The 16,261-nt window shown below is 34.7% G+C and carries 15 protein-coding genes and 1 pseudogene; 5 read left to right on the top strand and 11 right to left on the bottom strand.

What is annotated here, in order from left to right; all coding sequences use genetic code 11:
- Positions 1-17: 17 nt before the first annotated feature.
- Both LBYS11_RS23900 and LBYS11_RS23895 read right to left on the bottom strand, forming a co-directional pair.
- Complete coding sequence (locus tag LBYS11_RS23900) at positions 18-1,319, bottom strand: efflux RND transporter permease subunit (protein WP_103117232.1); 1,302 nt, start codon at positions 1,317-1,319, stop codon at positions 18-20.
- Positions 1,316-3,040 carry an efflux RND transporter permease subunit gene (locus LBYS11_RS23895; protein ID WP_103117231.1) on the bottom strand — a complete coding sequence of 575 codons (1,725 nt, stop codon included), beginning with the start codon at positions 3,038-3,040 and terminating at the stop codon, positions 1,316-1,318. Before LBYS11_RS23895 ends, LBYS11_RS23900 begins: the two co-directional genes overlap by 4 nt.
- 484 nt (positions 3,041-3,524) lie before the next feature.
- Between LBYS11_RS23895 and LBYS11_RS00185 the strand changes: the two genes are divergently transcribed.
- Genes LBYS11_RS00185 through LBYS11_RS00170 form a run of 4 tightly spaced genes read left to right on the top strand, consistent with a single transcriptional unit; the run spans position 3,525 to position 6,280 of the window.
- The gene (locus LBYS11_RS00185; RefSeq protein WP_158651936.1) at positions 3,525-4,805 is read left to right on the top strand and encodes a sensor histidine kinase; all 1,281 of its coding nucleotides are present in this window, start codon (positions 3,525-3,527) and stop codon (positions 4,803-4,805) included.
- A gap of 7 nt (positions 4,806-4,812) precedes the next feature.
- Positions 4,813-5,436 carry an accessory gene regulator ArgB-like protein gene (locus LBYS11_RS00180; RefSeq protein WP_233732263.1) on the top strand — a complete coding sequence of 208 codons (624 nt, stop codon included), beginning with the start codon at positions 4,813-4,815 and terminating at the stop codon, positions 5,434-5,436.
- A complete protein-coding gene (locus tag LBYS11_RS24100; RefSeq protein ID WP_083225389.1) occupies positions 5,433-5,552 on the top strand; it encodes a cyclic lactone autoinducer peptide in 120 nt (39 codons plus the stop codon). The genes LBYS11_RS00180 and LBYS11_RS24100 overlap by 4 nt, the downstream gene beginning before the upstream one ends.
- Before the next feature lie 11 nt (positions 5,553-5,563).
- Complete coding sequence (locus LBYS11_RS00170) at positions 5,564-6,280, top strand: LytR/AlgR family response regulator transcription factor (protein ID WP_103117228.1); 717 nt, start codon at positions 5,564-5,566, stop codon at positions 6,278-6,280.
- A 230-nt stretch (positions 6,281-6,510) separates the two neighbouring features.
- Here LBYS11_RS00170 and LBYS11_RS00165 read toward each other — a convergent pair whose 3' ends face one another.
- The 5 genes from LBYS11_RS00165 to LBYS11_RS00145 form a co-directional block, all read right to left on the bottom strand.
- Positions 6,511-8,922 (bottom strand): heavy metal translocating P-type ATPase, encoded by a 2,412-nt coding sequence (locus LBYS11_RS00165; RefSeq protein ID WP_103117227.1) that lies wholly within the window; start codon positions 8,920-8,922, stop codon positions 6,511-6,513.
- Positions 8,923-9,003: 81 nt separating this feature from the next.
- A complete protein-coding gene (gene copZ / locus LBYS11_RS00160; RefSeq protein WP_036121975.1) occupies positions 9,004-9,210 on the bottom strand; it encodes a copper chaperone CopZ in 207 nt (68 codons plus the stop codon).
- A gap of 31 nt (positions 9,211-9,241) precedes the next feature.
- Positions 9,242-9,574 carry a metal-sensing transcriptional repressor gene (locus tag LBYS11_RS00155; RefSeq protein ID WP_048390994.1) on the bottom strand — a complete coding sequence of 111 codons (333 nt, stop codon included), beginning with the start codon at positions 9,572-9,574 and terminating at the stop codon, positions 9,242-9,244.
- A 66-nt stretch (positions 9,575-9,640) separates the two neighbouring features.
- Positions 9,641-10,594, bottom strand: a complete 954-nt coding sequence (locus LBYS11_RS00150) for a cation diffusion facilitator family transporter (RefSeq protein ID WP_004233977.1) — start codon at positions 10,592-10,594, stop codon at positions 9,641-9,643.
- Positions 10,595-10,614: 20 nt separating this feature from the next.
- Positions 10,615-10,938, bottom strand: a complete 324-nt coding sequence (locus LBYS11_RS00145) for an ArsR/SmtB family transcription factor (protein WP_199768319.1) — start codon at positions 10,936-10,938, stop codon at positions 10,615-10,617.
- Between the two features lie 234 nt (positions 10,939-11,172).
- Between LBYS11_RS00145 and tadA the strand changes: the two genes are divergently transcribed.
- Complete coding sequence (gene tadA, locus LBYS11_RS00140; RefSeq protein WP_081010911.1) at positions 11,173-11,688, top strand: tRNA adenosine(34) deaminase TadA; 516 nt, start codon at positions 11,173-11,175, stop codon at positions 11,686-11,688.
- A gap of 95 nt (positions 11,689-11,783) precedes the next feature.
- Here tadA and LBYS11_RS00135 read toward each other — a convergent pair.
- The 4 genes and pseudogenes from LBYS11_RS00135 to LBYS11_RS00125 all read right to left on the bottom strand — a co-directional run.
- Positions 11,784-13,025: pseudogene (locus tag LBYS11_RS00135) on the bottom strand (amidohydrolase); the annotation flags it as partial.
- 67 nt (positions 13,026-13,092) lie between these two features.
- The gene (locus LBYS11_RS23345) at positions 13,093-13,377 is read right to left on the bottom strand and encodes a hypothetical protein (RefSeq protein WP_233732259.1); all 285 of its coding nucleotides are present in this window, start codon (positions 13,375-13,377) and stop codon (positions 13,093-13,095) included.
- Positions 13,377-14,708, bottom strand: coding sequence for a branched-chain amino acid transport system II carrier protein (gene brnQ, locus LBYS11_RS00130; RefSeq protein ID WP_103117225.1), 1,332 nt, complete (start codon positions 14,706-14,708; stop codon positions 13,377-13,379). The genes LBYS11_RS23345 and brnQ overlap by 1 nt, the downstream gene beginning before the upstream one ends.
- 108 nt (positions 14,709-14,816) lie before the next feature.
- Complete coding sequence (locus LBYS11_RS00125) at positions 14,817-16,151, bottom strand: sigma 54-interacting transcriptional regulator (RefSeq protein ID WP_103117224.1); 1,335 nt, start codon at positions 16,149-16,151, stop codon at positions 14,817-14,819.
- Between the last annotated feature and the right edge of the window lie 110 nt (positions 16,152-16,261).

Raw genomic sequence — 16,261 nt, 5'->3', positions numbered from 1 at the left:
TGTATTAGCTATTACATCTACTTCGTTACATTTTCTAATTTAGGTGTGAATATGCTGTATAGTACTGGGACAATAAAGAGCGTTAAAAATGTAGAAGTGGATAGTCCACCTATTACAACTACAGAGAGCGATTTAGAAACCATCCCAGTGTCATTAGATATAGCCATTGGGATTAAAGCACCAATTGTTGCAATAGCTGTCATTAAGATTGGTCGAATACGTACAACCCCAGCTTCAATTAAGGCTTCATATTTAGTCATACCACTACTTTCATTTTTCTTTATCTTATCAACTAGGACTATAGCATTTGTTACGACAATACCATTCAACATGAGTAATCCGATCATTGCAGGCATACCAATAGGCTCATTAACAATGTAAAGACCAATTAGTGCTCCAATGATAGAAAATGGTATAGCAAATAAAATTACAAAAGGTGCTTTTCCTTCTCTAAAAGCAATGACCATTACTAAATAGACCAGGAAAATACTAACAATTATAGCTATAGATAGCTCTGTGAAGCCATCTGTCATTGATGCAGATACACCTTCTTTGTAATAATTAACATTATTCGGTAAATCCAAATTATCTATTGTTTCATCCGCTTTTTTAATTACATTTCCAATTTTTTCGTCAACAATTGTCCCATAGATCATAATATACTCATGTCCATTCAAATGAGAAATAGCTGAGATATTATCAACTTTTTTCAATTCGCCAATCTCATTAAGAGCTACTGGTTCCCCCATAATATTATTAATTTTTTGTTTACCAAGTTCTTCCAACGATGTTACGTTATCCATCTTTAGCCCTATATTTATTTCATTAATTTCGTCTCTTACCCTCATAGTCGTTAAAATATCACCACTAATTAGTGTCCGAAGACTTTGCGCCACCATAGCTGGCATTAGACCTTTTTCAGCAAGCTTATCTTCATCTAAATCAATAATTATTTCAGGTTCTTCTCCTTCTAAAGAAGAACCTATATTTTCTATCCCTTCTACTCTTTTTAAAGAAGCAATAATTTGATCACTAGCTTCTTCTATATCTTTTGAATTTGCTCCTTTTACGACAAGAACATATCTACTTTCAGAACCACCAATAATTCCTCCCACACCAGACAGAGTTATGCCTTCTGGCTCAGGAATACTTGTAAACTGAGATCGTAAACCCTTAACAAAGTCATCTATATTTTCAACAGAATCTTTTACAACAAATGAAATCTCTGCTTTTTCGGATTTCCCATCAATACTGGTATTTACTAAATTAATTTCCTTTTGTTCTAATAAGATTTTTTCAACCTTACTCGTGACTTTCAATGTTTCCTCGGGGTAGTTCCCTTTTCCATTGTAATTTCCACATCGAAGTTATTGACGTTTTCTTGAGGAAGGAAAGTTGTTCCTACCTTAGGAACAATTAATGCGACAGAAGTAACTAGAATCAATATTGATGCAAATAGGGTTACAAAGCGATGTTTTAACACTCTAGTTAAAATTTTGCGATACCAAATTTGTAGTATATTTTCTTTATGTTCATTTGGAGTAATTTTCAATAGAAAAATTCTTGACAAGAGCGGAACAATAGTAACAGCAACAATTAATGAAATCAATAGTGATATTACGATAGTCCATGCAAGTGGTTTAAAAAAACTCCCAACAATTCCTGGTACAAAAGCTAATGGTAAAAAAACAGCTACGGTTGTAATAGTAGAAGAAGTGATAGCAGATGCTACTTCACCTGTAGCTTGCAGTATGAGGTGATCATTTCTTTCCTTAGATGACCTAACCCTTCTAAATACATTTTCAATGACAACAATTGAATCATCCACAACTCGCCCGACAGCTATTGCAATCCCTGCAAGTGTCATAATGTTTAAAGTATAGTCCATTGCTTTCATTAGAAGAAAAGATGCAAGTATGGATACTGGTATAGAGATAACAGCAATAAAAGTGGAACGGATGTTTTTTAAAAACAACAAGGTTACAATAACAGCCATTAGTGAACCTAAGATAGCTTCTCTAAGCATAGAGTATACTGATTGCTTAATTTCAATGGATTGATCTCGTAATACTTCTATTTCGTAATCCTGAGGAATTTCTAGTTTCTCTATTTTCTCTTTTACCTGATCAACAATATCAACTACATTAGCTCCACTTTTAGTTATAATTCCTACACTTACGCCCTGTTCTCCATTTATTCGAGTGATATTATTTGAATTTTTACTTTCATACGTAACTTCAGCAATCTCACCTAAAGTAATAGTTTTATGTATAGCTTTATCGTTGTCCCAATTCTCTACCTCAGTGAAAATCTTTATTTGTTTAACATCGTCAATTGATTTAAGTTCTTTATTTACTCGAACTGGCAATACTTCATTTGATACTAAAATATCACCCATTGGCATCGATAGATTGTTTGCTTTAATGGCGACTCTAACATCATCAATTGTAAGTCCTCTCATCACCAATTGTTCTGGTAATAGTCGTACAAACACATATCTTTCCATAGTTCCACCGATCTCGACTTCACTTACACCTTCAATACCCTCAATACTAGGAATGATATTTTCTTTTACGAAAGCTTGAACACCCTCAAAATTTCCAGCATTATAAATACCCAAGGAAAAGACAACAGGATTATCATCAGGACTAGATATTTCAAATTGAGGTTCTTCAGCTAAATCTGGTAGTTGCATCTTAGCCACACTTGTCCTCACTGTTTGCTCTGCTAGCTCCATATCAATAGACATATCGAACTCTATTGTTGAATATGCAGCATTAGCAACTCCATCTGTATAAACATTCTTTGCTCCTTCAAGATTCAGGAATTCTCTTTCCATTTTCTCTCCGATATCATTCATCGATTGTTCTGGCGAAGCACCTGGGTAAGGTATAATCACAGTTAAATATGGAATATTAACCTTCGGATATTTTTCCATATTCATCTCTTTTAGCGAATAAATGCCACCCGATATAATAAGAAGGATTATCAAAAACAAAACTAAAGCATTTTTCATGCTAAATTGAATTAATAATTTCATTTTTCACCTCTATGTTTTTGCCTTGCATTTTTCAACATTATTAATAAATAACCTCTGTATTAATATTAATGCTTCTCATATTGCTAATTCTTATATAAATCCAGCGATCCTTAATGAATAGTTCATTATCGGAAACTTGAAATGTCTCATCGTTTGTGGATTTAACTAATATCTTTTGGATCACTCCAGACAACCGTTCTATTTTTTCACGTATACTTTATAGACTTTATTATCTCTGTATCTAGGATTCAGATATAAAAGCACATCTACCATAAAACCCAATTTTTATTTAATACAATTTAATTTTACCAAATATACTAATTTATTTAATTACCAATGTTTAGTTGGTGCCAATTCTGGCGTATTTAGTACTAATAAGAAAAAAGAAAACCCTATTTCTTTCTTTTTATATAAAAAAAGACAAAAACATGTACTTAATTACATGTTTTTATGTTATATTTGTAAAATCAGGAGGGAAATAGTAGTGGTGCTTGGCGTTTTTGGGGCGTTTTTGGAGACATTTTTTATTATTTGTGTAGGATACAAGTTTATTGGTATATCTTTCAAAACTAGATTAATACCAATATTGGTTGTTAGCTTCTATGGAAGTATTGTTTTGGTAATGATAAAGGAAGTATTGTCACCCGGTTTATACCTAATTATATTAATTTTAATAATTGGATTTTTGTTAACATTTGCCACTAATCTAAATTTTTTAGCTTCTATTACCGCTATATTGCTAGGTTGTATTTCTTTAATAGTATCTGAAGTACTAGGATCGCTTCTTTTAAAGGAAGTTCCATACATATCATTAAATACTTCACCTTTAGTTAGACTTATACCTAATCTTCTTATAATGGGAATTATTTTTATAATACTAAAAACAACTAAATTTAAACTTCCAATTTCGTTTAGAAAAATAGAAAATAAAAACCATAAAATGATGTCTGTATTATTTTTATTATTCGGTACTCTTTTTTTATTTTATATCTTCATATTTGAGTACAATCAGTTAAAATTTTTTCATTTATTATCTACAATTTTAGTAGTAATTATTACATTATCAGTGTTGTATTTAATTCATCATCATATGGTTACTAAAATTGAAAATCTTACCGCTTCTATAGATATTCAATATGAAGAAGATATTTTAAAACAGATTGGAACAATACGTTCGCTTAGACATGACTTTATTCATCACATTTTGGCTTTAAAGAAAATGCTAAATAATGAGAAGTATAGAGAATCAATTGACTATATTAATTCAGTTTTGGATGAAACTTCATATATAAGTGATGTATTACCTGTAGCATCAGAAGCCATTGGTGGGTTATTGCTTTCTTACAAAGAAAAAGCAATTAATAAAGGAATTAATATCTACTACCACATTTCTGACGATTTATCCAACTTCCCATGTAAGTTTTATGAAACGAATAGAATATTAGGTAATTTACTACTTAATGCAATTGAAGCTGTAGAACAATTAGATAAGGAAAAGCGATATATTAATTTAAAAATTTATCGAGATAAAAAATTCTTTATAATAGAATTGAGTAATTTCATGGTTGAAGAAGTATTACAAAAAAGTATTAATAAAATTTTCAATAGAGGTTTCACAACAAAAAATAATGCCTCAAACAATGGACAAGGATTGAGCATTGTTGAGAATATTGTCTTAAATTACGGAGGTCACATTCATCTAGAAGTTATAGATGACATGATTACATTTATTGTAAAAATACCATACGGAGGACATTATGCTTAAACTTCTCATGCCAAATACATTGGCAACAAACCTATCAAATCTTGTAATTGCTGAAAATCCACAGTTTAAAAAAAGTAAAAATAAGATTCGCTATGGCCTAGAATGGATAATATCAGGGCTTAATCAAATTGTAATAGTTTGTTTACTTGTTTGGCCATTTGGAATTTTACCAGAAACCTTAGTAGCTTTGCTTACGGGTGCTCTATTAAGGATGTTTTCTGGTGGCTCTCATTTCACTCGGTATTATTTTTGCCTTGTTTTTAGTACAATACAAATTATTTCTCTGACAATCATTTGTGTAAAATATACAGATTTTTTATCATCTCATAACAAATTACTATTATTGTTCTTACTTTTTAGTTTCTTAATTACTATGGTAAAGGCACCCGTATTGCATAAGAAGAAGCATATTTTTAATAAAGATAGTATATTAAGATTAAAAATAACTGCAATTACCATATATGTAATATTCGCCGGTGTAAGCTTGTTTTTTCCTTACTCAATAATGTATTGCATTTGGTTACCTTTAATTTTCCAAAGTATAACATTAACAGCGTTATGGGAGAAAATTGTATTATCTACAGAGTATTTTATAAATAAAATCACATCAAAGGGGCCAGATTTATTATGATAAAAATAATAACTTATATCATTGGAATTATCTCATTATTTTTTAATTCTATTACAACAGTGAGTAGTTGCTTTTGGTTTTCATATGAGCCAGAACTACCTGATGAACAGGAATAATTTTAGAAAAAATGCGGTCTGTAAAACTTTCCATTATTGACGATCAAGAATTAATTCTTAATGAGATAAATGAAATTATAAAAATATCACCAAATATTGATATAGTATTAAGTACAACAAATGTGAGTGAGTTGTTCATTGCCCTAGAGCAAGGTACGCTAATTGATGTAATATTATTGGATATTAATATGCCTGTTACTAACGGATTTGATGTTGCACAATTTTTAAAAGAAAATCATCCAAAAATAAAAATTATTTTTATGAGTGCATATCAAGACTTCGCTTTACAGGGATACAAATATTATCCTGAGGATTTTATTATTAAGCCAATTAATATAGTACGACTAAAACAGACTCTCGATCGTCTAAGCTATACACATAAAAAGAAAAGAAAAATTGGTATTAAAACAAATGGTAAAATCTCTTTAATTGACATCAGTTCAATTCTATATATAGAAAAAAAAGGTAGGAAAACTATGATCCATTTAAGAGATACAGAACCAATAGAATGTTCAGAGAATTTGAATAAATTGGAGGAAATTCTCAATAGCTCTAATTTTTATCGTACACACCAATCTTATTTAGTATCCTTAAATGAAATTGAATACATAGAAGCAGATCACTACATGAAGTCATACAATGTGAAATTACATCATTGTAATCACATGATTAACTTAAGCCGTTATAGATTTACAGAATTAAAAAATCTTATTGAACAAGATTTTTAGCGTTATACTATAAGAGAATGATAATTTTTTTCTAGATCATTGATAGCTATTTAATTCGAGAATATTTAACTTGTAATTATCTAAGCTAAGATAATTCTGCCTAACTAATACTTCAATAAAACACCCTTTTATAAAAAATATGCATAAGTCGAGATTTACACTATCCATCCAATTCCCATACTAATAAAAAAGTAGTACAAACTCAGTATCTGTGTCTGTACTACTTTTTTCTATAATTTCACTCGTTGTAAACGAAGTGCATTTAATACGACCGAAACTGAACTAAAGGCCATCGCTGCGCCTGCTACCCATGGAGCAAGCAGACCGAGTGCAGCAATTGGAATACCTAATGTATTATAAGCAAATGCCCAAAATAGATTTTGTTTAATATTACGCATTGTTTTTCTACTCATTAGAATGGCATCCGCGATACTATTTAAATCTCCACGAATAAGCGTAATATCTGCTGCTTCCATTGCCACATCTGTCCCTGTACCAATTGCCATCCCAATATTCGCTGTTGCTAAGGCAGGTGCATCATTAATACCATCACCTACCATCGCCACTTTTTTCCCTTGGGCTTGAAGTTTTTTTACTTCATCAGCTTTACCTTCTGGTAAGACTTCTGCAATAACATGATTCACGCCTACCTCTGTTCCAATTGCTTGAGCAGTACGCTCGTTATCACCAGTCATCATGATGACCGTAATACCCATATCCTGTAAACGACGAATAGCTTCTTTTGATGTATCTTTCACGGTATCAGCTACAGCTACTAAACCTGCATATTGCCCATTGATGGCTGCTAACATGGCTGTCTTACCATTTCGTTCTAGTTGCTCCATTGTTGGTAAAATATCATTAATATGAATACCATATTGTTGCATTAATTTACGTGTGCCAATGATAACACCTTGACCTGAGACAGTTGCCTGCACACCATAACCCGGTATTGCTTCAAAGAACTGAACGTCACCTAAAGCTATGCCGCGTTTTTCTATGCCTTGAACAATGGCTTCTGCTAGTGGATGCTCTGACTGCTTCTCTGCTGCCCCGATTAAGGATAAAAAACGTGCTTCATCTTGCTCTGGCGCTAACAGAACATCTGTAAGCTCAGGTTTACCATGTGTCACTGTTCCTGTTTTATCTACAACAACTGTATCTATGCCTTGTGTTTGCTCTAAATGTTCTCCACCTTTAAATAAAATACCAAACTCAGCTGCACGTCCAGAGCCTGCCATTATTGAAGTTGGTGTTGCTAACCCAAGTGCACATGGACAAGCAATGACAAGAACTGCGATTAATACCTCTAAAGCAGGTGTAAATTCCCCTGGACGGACCCAAATAATCCAAATTAAAAAGGTTACAATGGCTATGCCAACAACAATAGGTACGAAAATCCCTGAAATCTGATCTGCTAAACGTTGAATAGGTGCTTTCGATCCTTGAGCATCTTCGACCACTTTAATAATTTGTGCTAATGCTGTATCACGTCCAACCTTTGTTGCAGTCATTTTAATAAAACCATTTTTGTTAATAGTTGAGCCAAATAATAGATCACCTTGCTTTTTATCAACTGGTAGACTTTCTCCTGTTAGCATCGATTCATCAACAGCTGTTGTCCCCTCTATTACCTCACCATCTACAGGAATTTTTTCACCTGGTTTCACTAAAATAACATCGCCAATGATAACTTCTTCTAATGGGACCTCCTTTTCTATACCGTCACGTACAACGATTGCTGTCTTTGCCTGAAGTCCCATTAGTTTTTTTATGGCTTCAGATGAGCGTCCTTTTGCCTTTGCCTCAAATAATTTACCTAATAAAATAAGTGTAATTAATACAGCACTCGTTTCAAAATAAAGATGTGGACCATGATGTGATCCTATCGTTACAATCGCTTGATAGACACTATAGAAATAGGCCGCTGATGTCCCCATCACAACAAGCACATCCATATTTGCACTACCATTGCGTAATGCTTTATATGCCCCTACATAAAATTGTTTACCAATAATAAATTGCACTGGCGTAGCCAATACCATTTGGACCCATGGATTCATTAGAAATTCTGGAACATATAAAAATGACGTAAAGGAAAAATGACCAACCATCGTCCAAAGCAGTGGTAAAGAAAGTATTGCCGATAAAATAAATTTATGTTGTTGCTGTTTGATAGCTTTTTCACGATGATCCACTGTTTCCCGCTCATCTGCCTTTTGATGTGCCCCATAGCCTAGCTTCTCAACTTTTGTAATGATATCTGCGATGGATACTTCCGAAGGATTAAACTCAATCATCGCTTTTTCCAGTGCTAAGTTGACATTAGCAGAGGAAATACCACTTAGTTTATTTAACCCTTTTTCAATGCGAGTCGCACAGGCTGCACATGTCATACCTGTAATATCAAGTTCAGCTTTTTGTTTAACAACACCATAGCCAAGTGCTTCTATTTTCTTTTCAAAATCTGCTTCACTTAGTTTAGTTGGGTCATATTTAATAGATGATTTTTCAAGTGCTAAATTTACTGTTGCATGTTCTACACCATCCATTTTATTTAACCCTTTTTCTATTCGAGTGGCACAGGCCGCACATGTCATCCCTGTAATTTGCAAATTAGCTTCCTTATGATCAGAACTCATTTACCTTTCACCTCTCCTTATACCGACTAGGGGTATATATTTTTGAAAATAAGAGAGTGCCACAGAAGCACTCTACAAATTTTATTTTACTTCATAGCCTTGATCATCAATTGTCTCTTTAATTTGATCAAGTGATACTTGTGCATCGTCAAATGCAACATCAACTAAACCTTCTGCTAAATTTACTTTTACTTGTTCAACACCAGCTAAAGCACCAACGTTTTTTTCAACCGCGTTTACACAATGACCACATGACATTCCTTGTACGTTTAATGTTACGTTTTGCATAATAAAATCTCTCCTTTTGTATGTTTTCAATCTATTTTTTCATTAACTTTTGAATCGTTATTACTAACTCATCTAATACTGCTTCATCGCCCTCTGATAGACGATCCACAACACAGCCCTTTAAATGACCTTCTAATAATATTTTTGCCACACTATTTAATGCAGATTGTGTAGCAGATAGTTGCGTAATAATATCATCACAGTAAACGTCTTTATCAATCATTCCCTTAATACCTCGAATCTGACCTTCAATTCGATTTAAGCGAGTTGTTAAATCCTTTTTCACACGCTCAGGGTGATGACTTTTTCGGCAAGACGTAGCTTCCTCTGTATGACAAGCTTCCTCTTTTACTGTCTCCTCCATTCACTACACCTCCTATTTGTAATTATCATACTATACCCAAGAAGGGTATACAAGTCATAAAAAATTTTATTTTTCATCGTGATGATGTTCATGGTCATTTTCTAATTTACATAAAATAGAATTATCATGTCGATGTAAGGATGTTTCTAATTGAATTGTTACATGCTTAATGCCCTTATGTTGAAGATTATGTTCAATTTTCCGCAAGATATGCTCACTCTCAGCTATTTTCAATTGATCATTTACAACCGCATGACAGGATAATGCATTCGTTCCACTAGTAATTGTCCAGATGTGTAAATCGTGGATACTTTCTATTCCATCAGTCTGCTCTATTAACTGAATAATCTCCTGAACATCTACATTTGAAGGTGTCCCCTCCATTAAGACATGAATGGAGGCTTTTGTGACATGGTAGCCACTTCGTACGACCAATAATGCAACAATAACGCTTGCAAGAGGATCTGCCCAGCCCCAGCCAAAAAACATAATTAATAGTGCCGCAACAATAGCGCCTACAGACCCTAGCATATCACTTAGTACATGTAAAAATGCTCCGCGCATATTTAAATTATCCTTTGTATCACTTCCACGCATCATAATCCAGGCAACTAAAATGTTTACGAACAAACCAATTATACTAATTATAAGCATTCCAGTTGTAGCTACTTCTGGTGGGTTTGTAAATCGTTCAATTGCTTCATAGAAAATAAATAATGCGATTCCTATTAATGTAATGCCATTCAATACTGCAGCTAGAATCTCAAATCGTTTATAGCCGTATGTTTTACTATAGCTTGCAGCTTTTTCCCCAAACATAAAAGCTAACATTGCTATGCCTAAAGAGATAGAGTCGCTTAACATATGCCCTGCATCTGATAAAAGAGCCAAACTATTTGTTAAAAAGCCACCAATGGCTTCCACTACCATATACCCTGTAATAATAATAAACGACAGTAATAATACCTTTTTATTTGCACCATGTGTATGATCATGGCCATGGTCGTGTTGATGTCCCATTGTTATTCCCCCATTTCATTTTAGTTATGAGCCGCATGCTCAATAGCCTGCTTCAATAAATTCATAATGTGATCATCGTCCTTAGAATAATATATGGTTGTTCCTTCTCTCCTAAATTTCACCAATCTTAAATTTTTAAGAAAGCGTAATTGGTGGGAAACGGTTGATTGGCCTAAATCTAAAATTTCTGCAATATCATTAACAGAATGTTCATCTGAACAAAGTAAGTTTAAAATACGAATTCGTGTTGGATCACTCAAGGCTTTAAAAGTCTGAGATACTACAAATAATGTCTCTTCATCTAAATGCTGATCAATATTTTTTGCATTTCTGAACTGTTTAATTTTTCATCCATAGAAGTTTACCCCATTCTTCAATATTTATATATGAGCATATGTTCATATATAAATATATATGGATATATAAGGAATGTCAACAAGTATTTATGCTTCGACATATTACATATCAATCACTTACGCATGGCTGCAATGATTTTAGATGAATATAACATCCGAAAAGAAGTTAAAAGTAGCAATTACCAATTCAGCACGCTACACTACTGTTAAGGAGAGATATGAGTGGATATTTTTGACGCAGATCGTTTATTTATGAAACAAGCATTAGAGGAAGCTCAACAGGCTGCATTACTTGGGGAAGTACCAATTGGTGCAGTACTTGTTTATGAAGGAAAAATCATTGCACGTGCGCATAATTTAAGAGAAACAACGCAAAATGCAACAACACATGCGGAGCTGTTAGTGATTCAAGAAGCCTGCAAAAAAATAGGGAGTTGGCGACTGGAGGATACTACTCTTTATGTTACATTGGAGCCTTGTCCAATGTGTGCAGGAGCCATTCTCCAATCACGTGTACCCCGAGTTGTTTATGGGGCAAGAGATCAAAAAGCTGGCTGTGTAGATTCTCTTTACCATTTATTAAATGATGAACGCTTTAATCATGAATGTGATGTAACAGAAGGGATTTTAGCCGAGGAATGTGGTCAAATTTTAACAGACTTTTTTAAGGCATTACGAGACCGTAAAAAAGCTGAGAAAAAAGCACGATTAGCTTCCAACGATGTAAATGGTCTTTAAAGAAGGTGCCTCCTAATGAGACACCTTCTTTAATATTTAAGGGAATGGCGATATATATGAAATATGTCGTAGCAGCGACCATCTTCATAACTAATTTATTGAGCTTGAATAGTGGATTGTGTAAAAACACATTCTCCTTCGATATATGTAGCGAATGGTTTTACATGCATAAGCTGGTTATGTGAAAGCGTCAACAAATCGTCTGTTAGTACAACAAAATTAGCTTCATAGCCCTCTTTTAACTGACCAACGTTCTCCATACGAATCATCGTCTTGGCATCAACTGTGTATAGCTGTAATGCCTCCTCTACAGAGATTTTTTCTGCGGTACCTAAATCTGTTCCATCATAGGCTGCTCGTGTAACAGCTGCTTGTATCGTAACAAAGGGATTAGCCGCTTCTGCCCATGATGTAGCAGGCGCATCTGAAGAGAGCGCTGTCGCAATCCCCCTCTTGAGAAATGTTTGTACACCATATAATGTCTGTGTTTTTTCTAGCCCTAGATTCTCTAAATAACTCTCAATTTCACAAAATAAGAAGATGGGTTGTGGCACAAAGCCTATCCCCCATTCAGCAGCTTTTTGCAAGGCACTTTTAGATGGCATGGCTGCATGCTCAATACGAACAGACGGTGCATCTGTTAACCAAGCCTTTTCCTCATAAAATGTGTCGACAATTAGATCAATGGCTCTGTCCCCCATTGCATGAACCACTAATTGAATACCATATTCTTTTGCTACCGCAGCAGCCGCTAGCAGCTCCTCTTTCGAAGTCATCGCTATGCCTTTTTCATCACTTCCCAAAAATGGCTCAGAAACAAGTGCTGTACGGCCTGAAACACTGCCATCCGAAAATAGCTTAATGCCTCCGATATAGGCTCCTGCAGAACGATCAATAGTATTTGCTGTCAACAGCTCATATCGTTGAATATCTTCCCAGATATAATAAACTGCTACGCGTTGCTTAAAACCTTTTTCTCGGGCTTTACGATACAGGCCTAAATAATCAATTGGTGCTACCGTGGCCATTAATTCTGTAATACTTGTTACACCATAGGATGCCAAAGTTTGTGATAGCTTTAGAAGCCTTTTGACAATCTCTTCTTCAGATGGTGTAGGTAAATGCTGTAGTACTAGATTACGTGCATTTTCACGCAGTACGCCTGTAGGTTCTCCATTTTCATCCCGATCGATTTGTCCACCCTGTGGATCAAGCGTATCCTTCGTAATACCTGCGATTGCTAATGCTTTACTATTAACCGATATAATATGACCACATGTACGCATAACAATGACAGGTAACTCTGTAGAGGCACGGTCTAAGTCCTCTTTTAAAGGCGCTCTTTTTTCCTTTAGTTTCCCTTCATCATAGCCCCAGCCTAATAGCCATCCCCGCTGACTTGCATCATAAGTTTGCTAATGCATTAATTATATCCTCAATAGAATAAATATATGGAGGTAAACAAGCCACTTGTTCCAAAACATCCGCTAACATAATCGGATGCATATGAGCGTCAATAATCCCAGGAATAATGACCTTTCCTTGTAAATCTATTATTTCTCCCTGATAGGGGGGTAAATCTTCCTGTTGTCCAATCCAAAGTATCTTTCTTCCTTCGATTACCATAGCAGTTGCAGATGGCTGAATAGTATCTGCTGTATATATCTTTGCGTTACAAATAATTTGCATCATTTTTCAACTCCTATTTCTTCTATACCAAAAGTAGATTTTTCAGGATCTTCTGCTTTCAGCACCTTATGCAAAATAGTACCGATAATAAAGCCAACAATAGATGGCATAATCCAAGCAAATCCACTAGACTGCAATGGTAAATGCATGACCAACTGTGTCACACCAGGTATCGTAATTTCATAGCTAGCAAATGTTTCAACGACGCTTACTATAAATGCAAATAGTACAGTTCCTTTATAGGCTCCTGCATTTGGTACAAAACGATCAAAGGCTCCCAGTAGCACAAGTACAATAATGACTGGATAAATTACCAAGAAAATCGGCAATGTAATTTCGACGATGGCACCTACACCTAAGGAGCCAATAGTTGCGCCTACTACACACATAATAAAGACCCACGTTCTATAGCCAAACTTCTCTTTTGTTAGTTCATTTAAAAACTGTGAGGATATGACCATGACGCCAATCGCTGATGTTAAGCAGGCAAAAATAACACATATAGCTAGTAACGCTTTACCCAAATTACCAATGACACTAAAGGCAATGCCCGCTAATAGTTCTGTATCACTGCCAGGATTTGTGATGATGCCACTACTTGTAGCCCCTAAATAGAGCAGGCCACCATATACTGCAATTAACCCTATTGCAGCAATAGCCATTCCACCAAGCGCGACCTTTTTAGATTGTTTCCCTTTATAGCCATAGCCAACTATTGCTGCTAAAAAGATTGGCGCACAAAGAATACCTGTTCCCACATCTCCTGTTTGATAGGCTGCTATTATGGAGTTGGCAAAAACTCTTTCTGCTCCTGTATTAATTGCCGCTCCTATTGGGTCTAATACCCCTTTACCAATGAGGATAATAAGTATAAGAACAAGAACAGGCGTCAACCATTTTCCAATCTTATCAATCACATTTGATTGGTCCATCGCAAAGTAAAAGCAAATCGCGAAAAATGCTAATACTGACACAATTAAAGGTACGTTCGGAATAATTTGTGATACTCCTAATTCATGAGTTGTCGCTGACATCCTCGGTATTGTGACAACCATCCCAATACAAACCATCATGACCGTATTAAAGGCTTTATAAAACCAATTTCCGATTGGTCTTGTGAGCGCTTCCACAGTTCCCCCAGTATTATAAATTGCATACACCGCAAGCACAGGTAAAATAACACCCGTTAAGCTAAAGCCCATCAGAGCGGAGATCCATGATTCCCCTGCACTATTTCCTATGGATGGCGGAAATATTAAATTCCCAGCACCAAAAAATATAGCAAATAAGGCTAGCCCCACGATTATCGTATGCTGCACAACTTTAGACATATCCTCAACCCCTTTATAATCGTTTACAGAAGATTTATCTAAATAATAAAAAATTTAATAACACGAAAAAAGGAGATAAATTTTTATCCCCTTTTTGTAAAATTTTTTTTACAACAATTCATATTTTAAACACTTATATTTTAGTAATTGACGAGAAATACCTAAACGTCTAGCTGTTTCCGCTAATCGTCCATCAGTTTCACGCAACTTTTCCGCTATAATTAGACGCTCGTAGGCTTCCGTTAAATCTCGTAAATGTCCAGTTTGGTTGTTTTGCATGATCGATTGAGTTGAATGTTGAACATTTTTTTTAATCCTCTCTGGAACATGTTCAACAAGTATTTCATCCCCAAGCAAATTATTATATGCCGATTCAAGGGCATTTTTTAGTTCACGCACATTTCCCGGCCAATGATAGGCATAAAATAACTGAATTACTTCATTACAATAGCTTACATTTTTCTGTAGTGTATGTTCATTGTAAAATTGTATATAAAAATCAAGGATAAGTGGAATATCTTCCTTCCTTAATCTTAGCGGTGGCAAATCAATTTGAAGAACATTTAAGCGATAAAATAAGTCCTCGCGTAGCCTTTTTTCAGCTAATAGTTTGTCCACATCTTCATTGACAGTAGTAATATACCGTATATCCAAGGGCTCACCATTTAACACTTTTATATCTACCGCATGTAAAAGTTTCGCTTGCAAAGATATATCCAATAAATTAAGGTGGTCAATGAGTAGCGTCCCTCCATTAGCCTCCTGTAACTTTCCACTTTTTGCTTCATTGTCCGAGCCGTATAGCTGAGTAAATATATTATCCTCTGTTAATGTTGAGCAGTTCAAAGTAATAAACGGCTTTGTATAGCGTTCACTTTCATTGTGTATGCCTTGTGCGATTATATCTTTCCCAGTTCCAGTTTCCCCAGTTAGTAAAACTGGTGCACTTTTTTGAGCACTACGACGTGCCTTTTCAAGTTGAGTTTTCATTTCGGCGTTTGTTGTAATGTAATCCTCTAAACGATAGGTTGTATGATTATCTCGATATAATTTATGTCCCAGGAAATTATCTAAGTATTTAATTTGCTTAGTTTCATAAAAATGTTTTGAAAATTCAATGGCACCAATGGCTTTTCCATGCTCCATAATGGGATAGGTCGAACTCAGTGATAAATAACTAAAACCGTTCAATGTTGTCAGTTGTTGTTCATAGTATAAAACTGGCTGCCCTGTTTGTATGACTTGAAAAACAGTACTTGTCTCAGGTGATAAATTTTGATAATTATCAGTCACTGTGCTGTGAAAAAATTCATCTGGTGTTAAGCCGATTTCCAATAATATATTTAAATCTGCTAAATCATAAAAGATTGCACAGCCTTTATCATCTGTAATTAAAACATTATCAAATTCACTGAAAGCCTGTGCAAATTGTTGCAATTCCATGAATTTCTCCCCCTTGTCCCCATGAATATTACCCATTATAACGAATTTTCAAAAATTATGAGAGATTTCAATTTTAGCAACACAAAAAAGCTATTTTAGAACATCCATAA

Source organism: Lysinibacillus sp. YS11 (assembly GCF_002896375.1).
Lineage (GTDB): Bacteria > Bacillota > Bacilli > Bacillales_A > Planococcaceae > Lysinibacillus > Lysinibacillus capsici.
The sequence above is the reverse complement of the archived record's forward strand: the minus strand, read 5'-3'. Positions and strand labels throughout refer to the sequence as shown.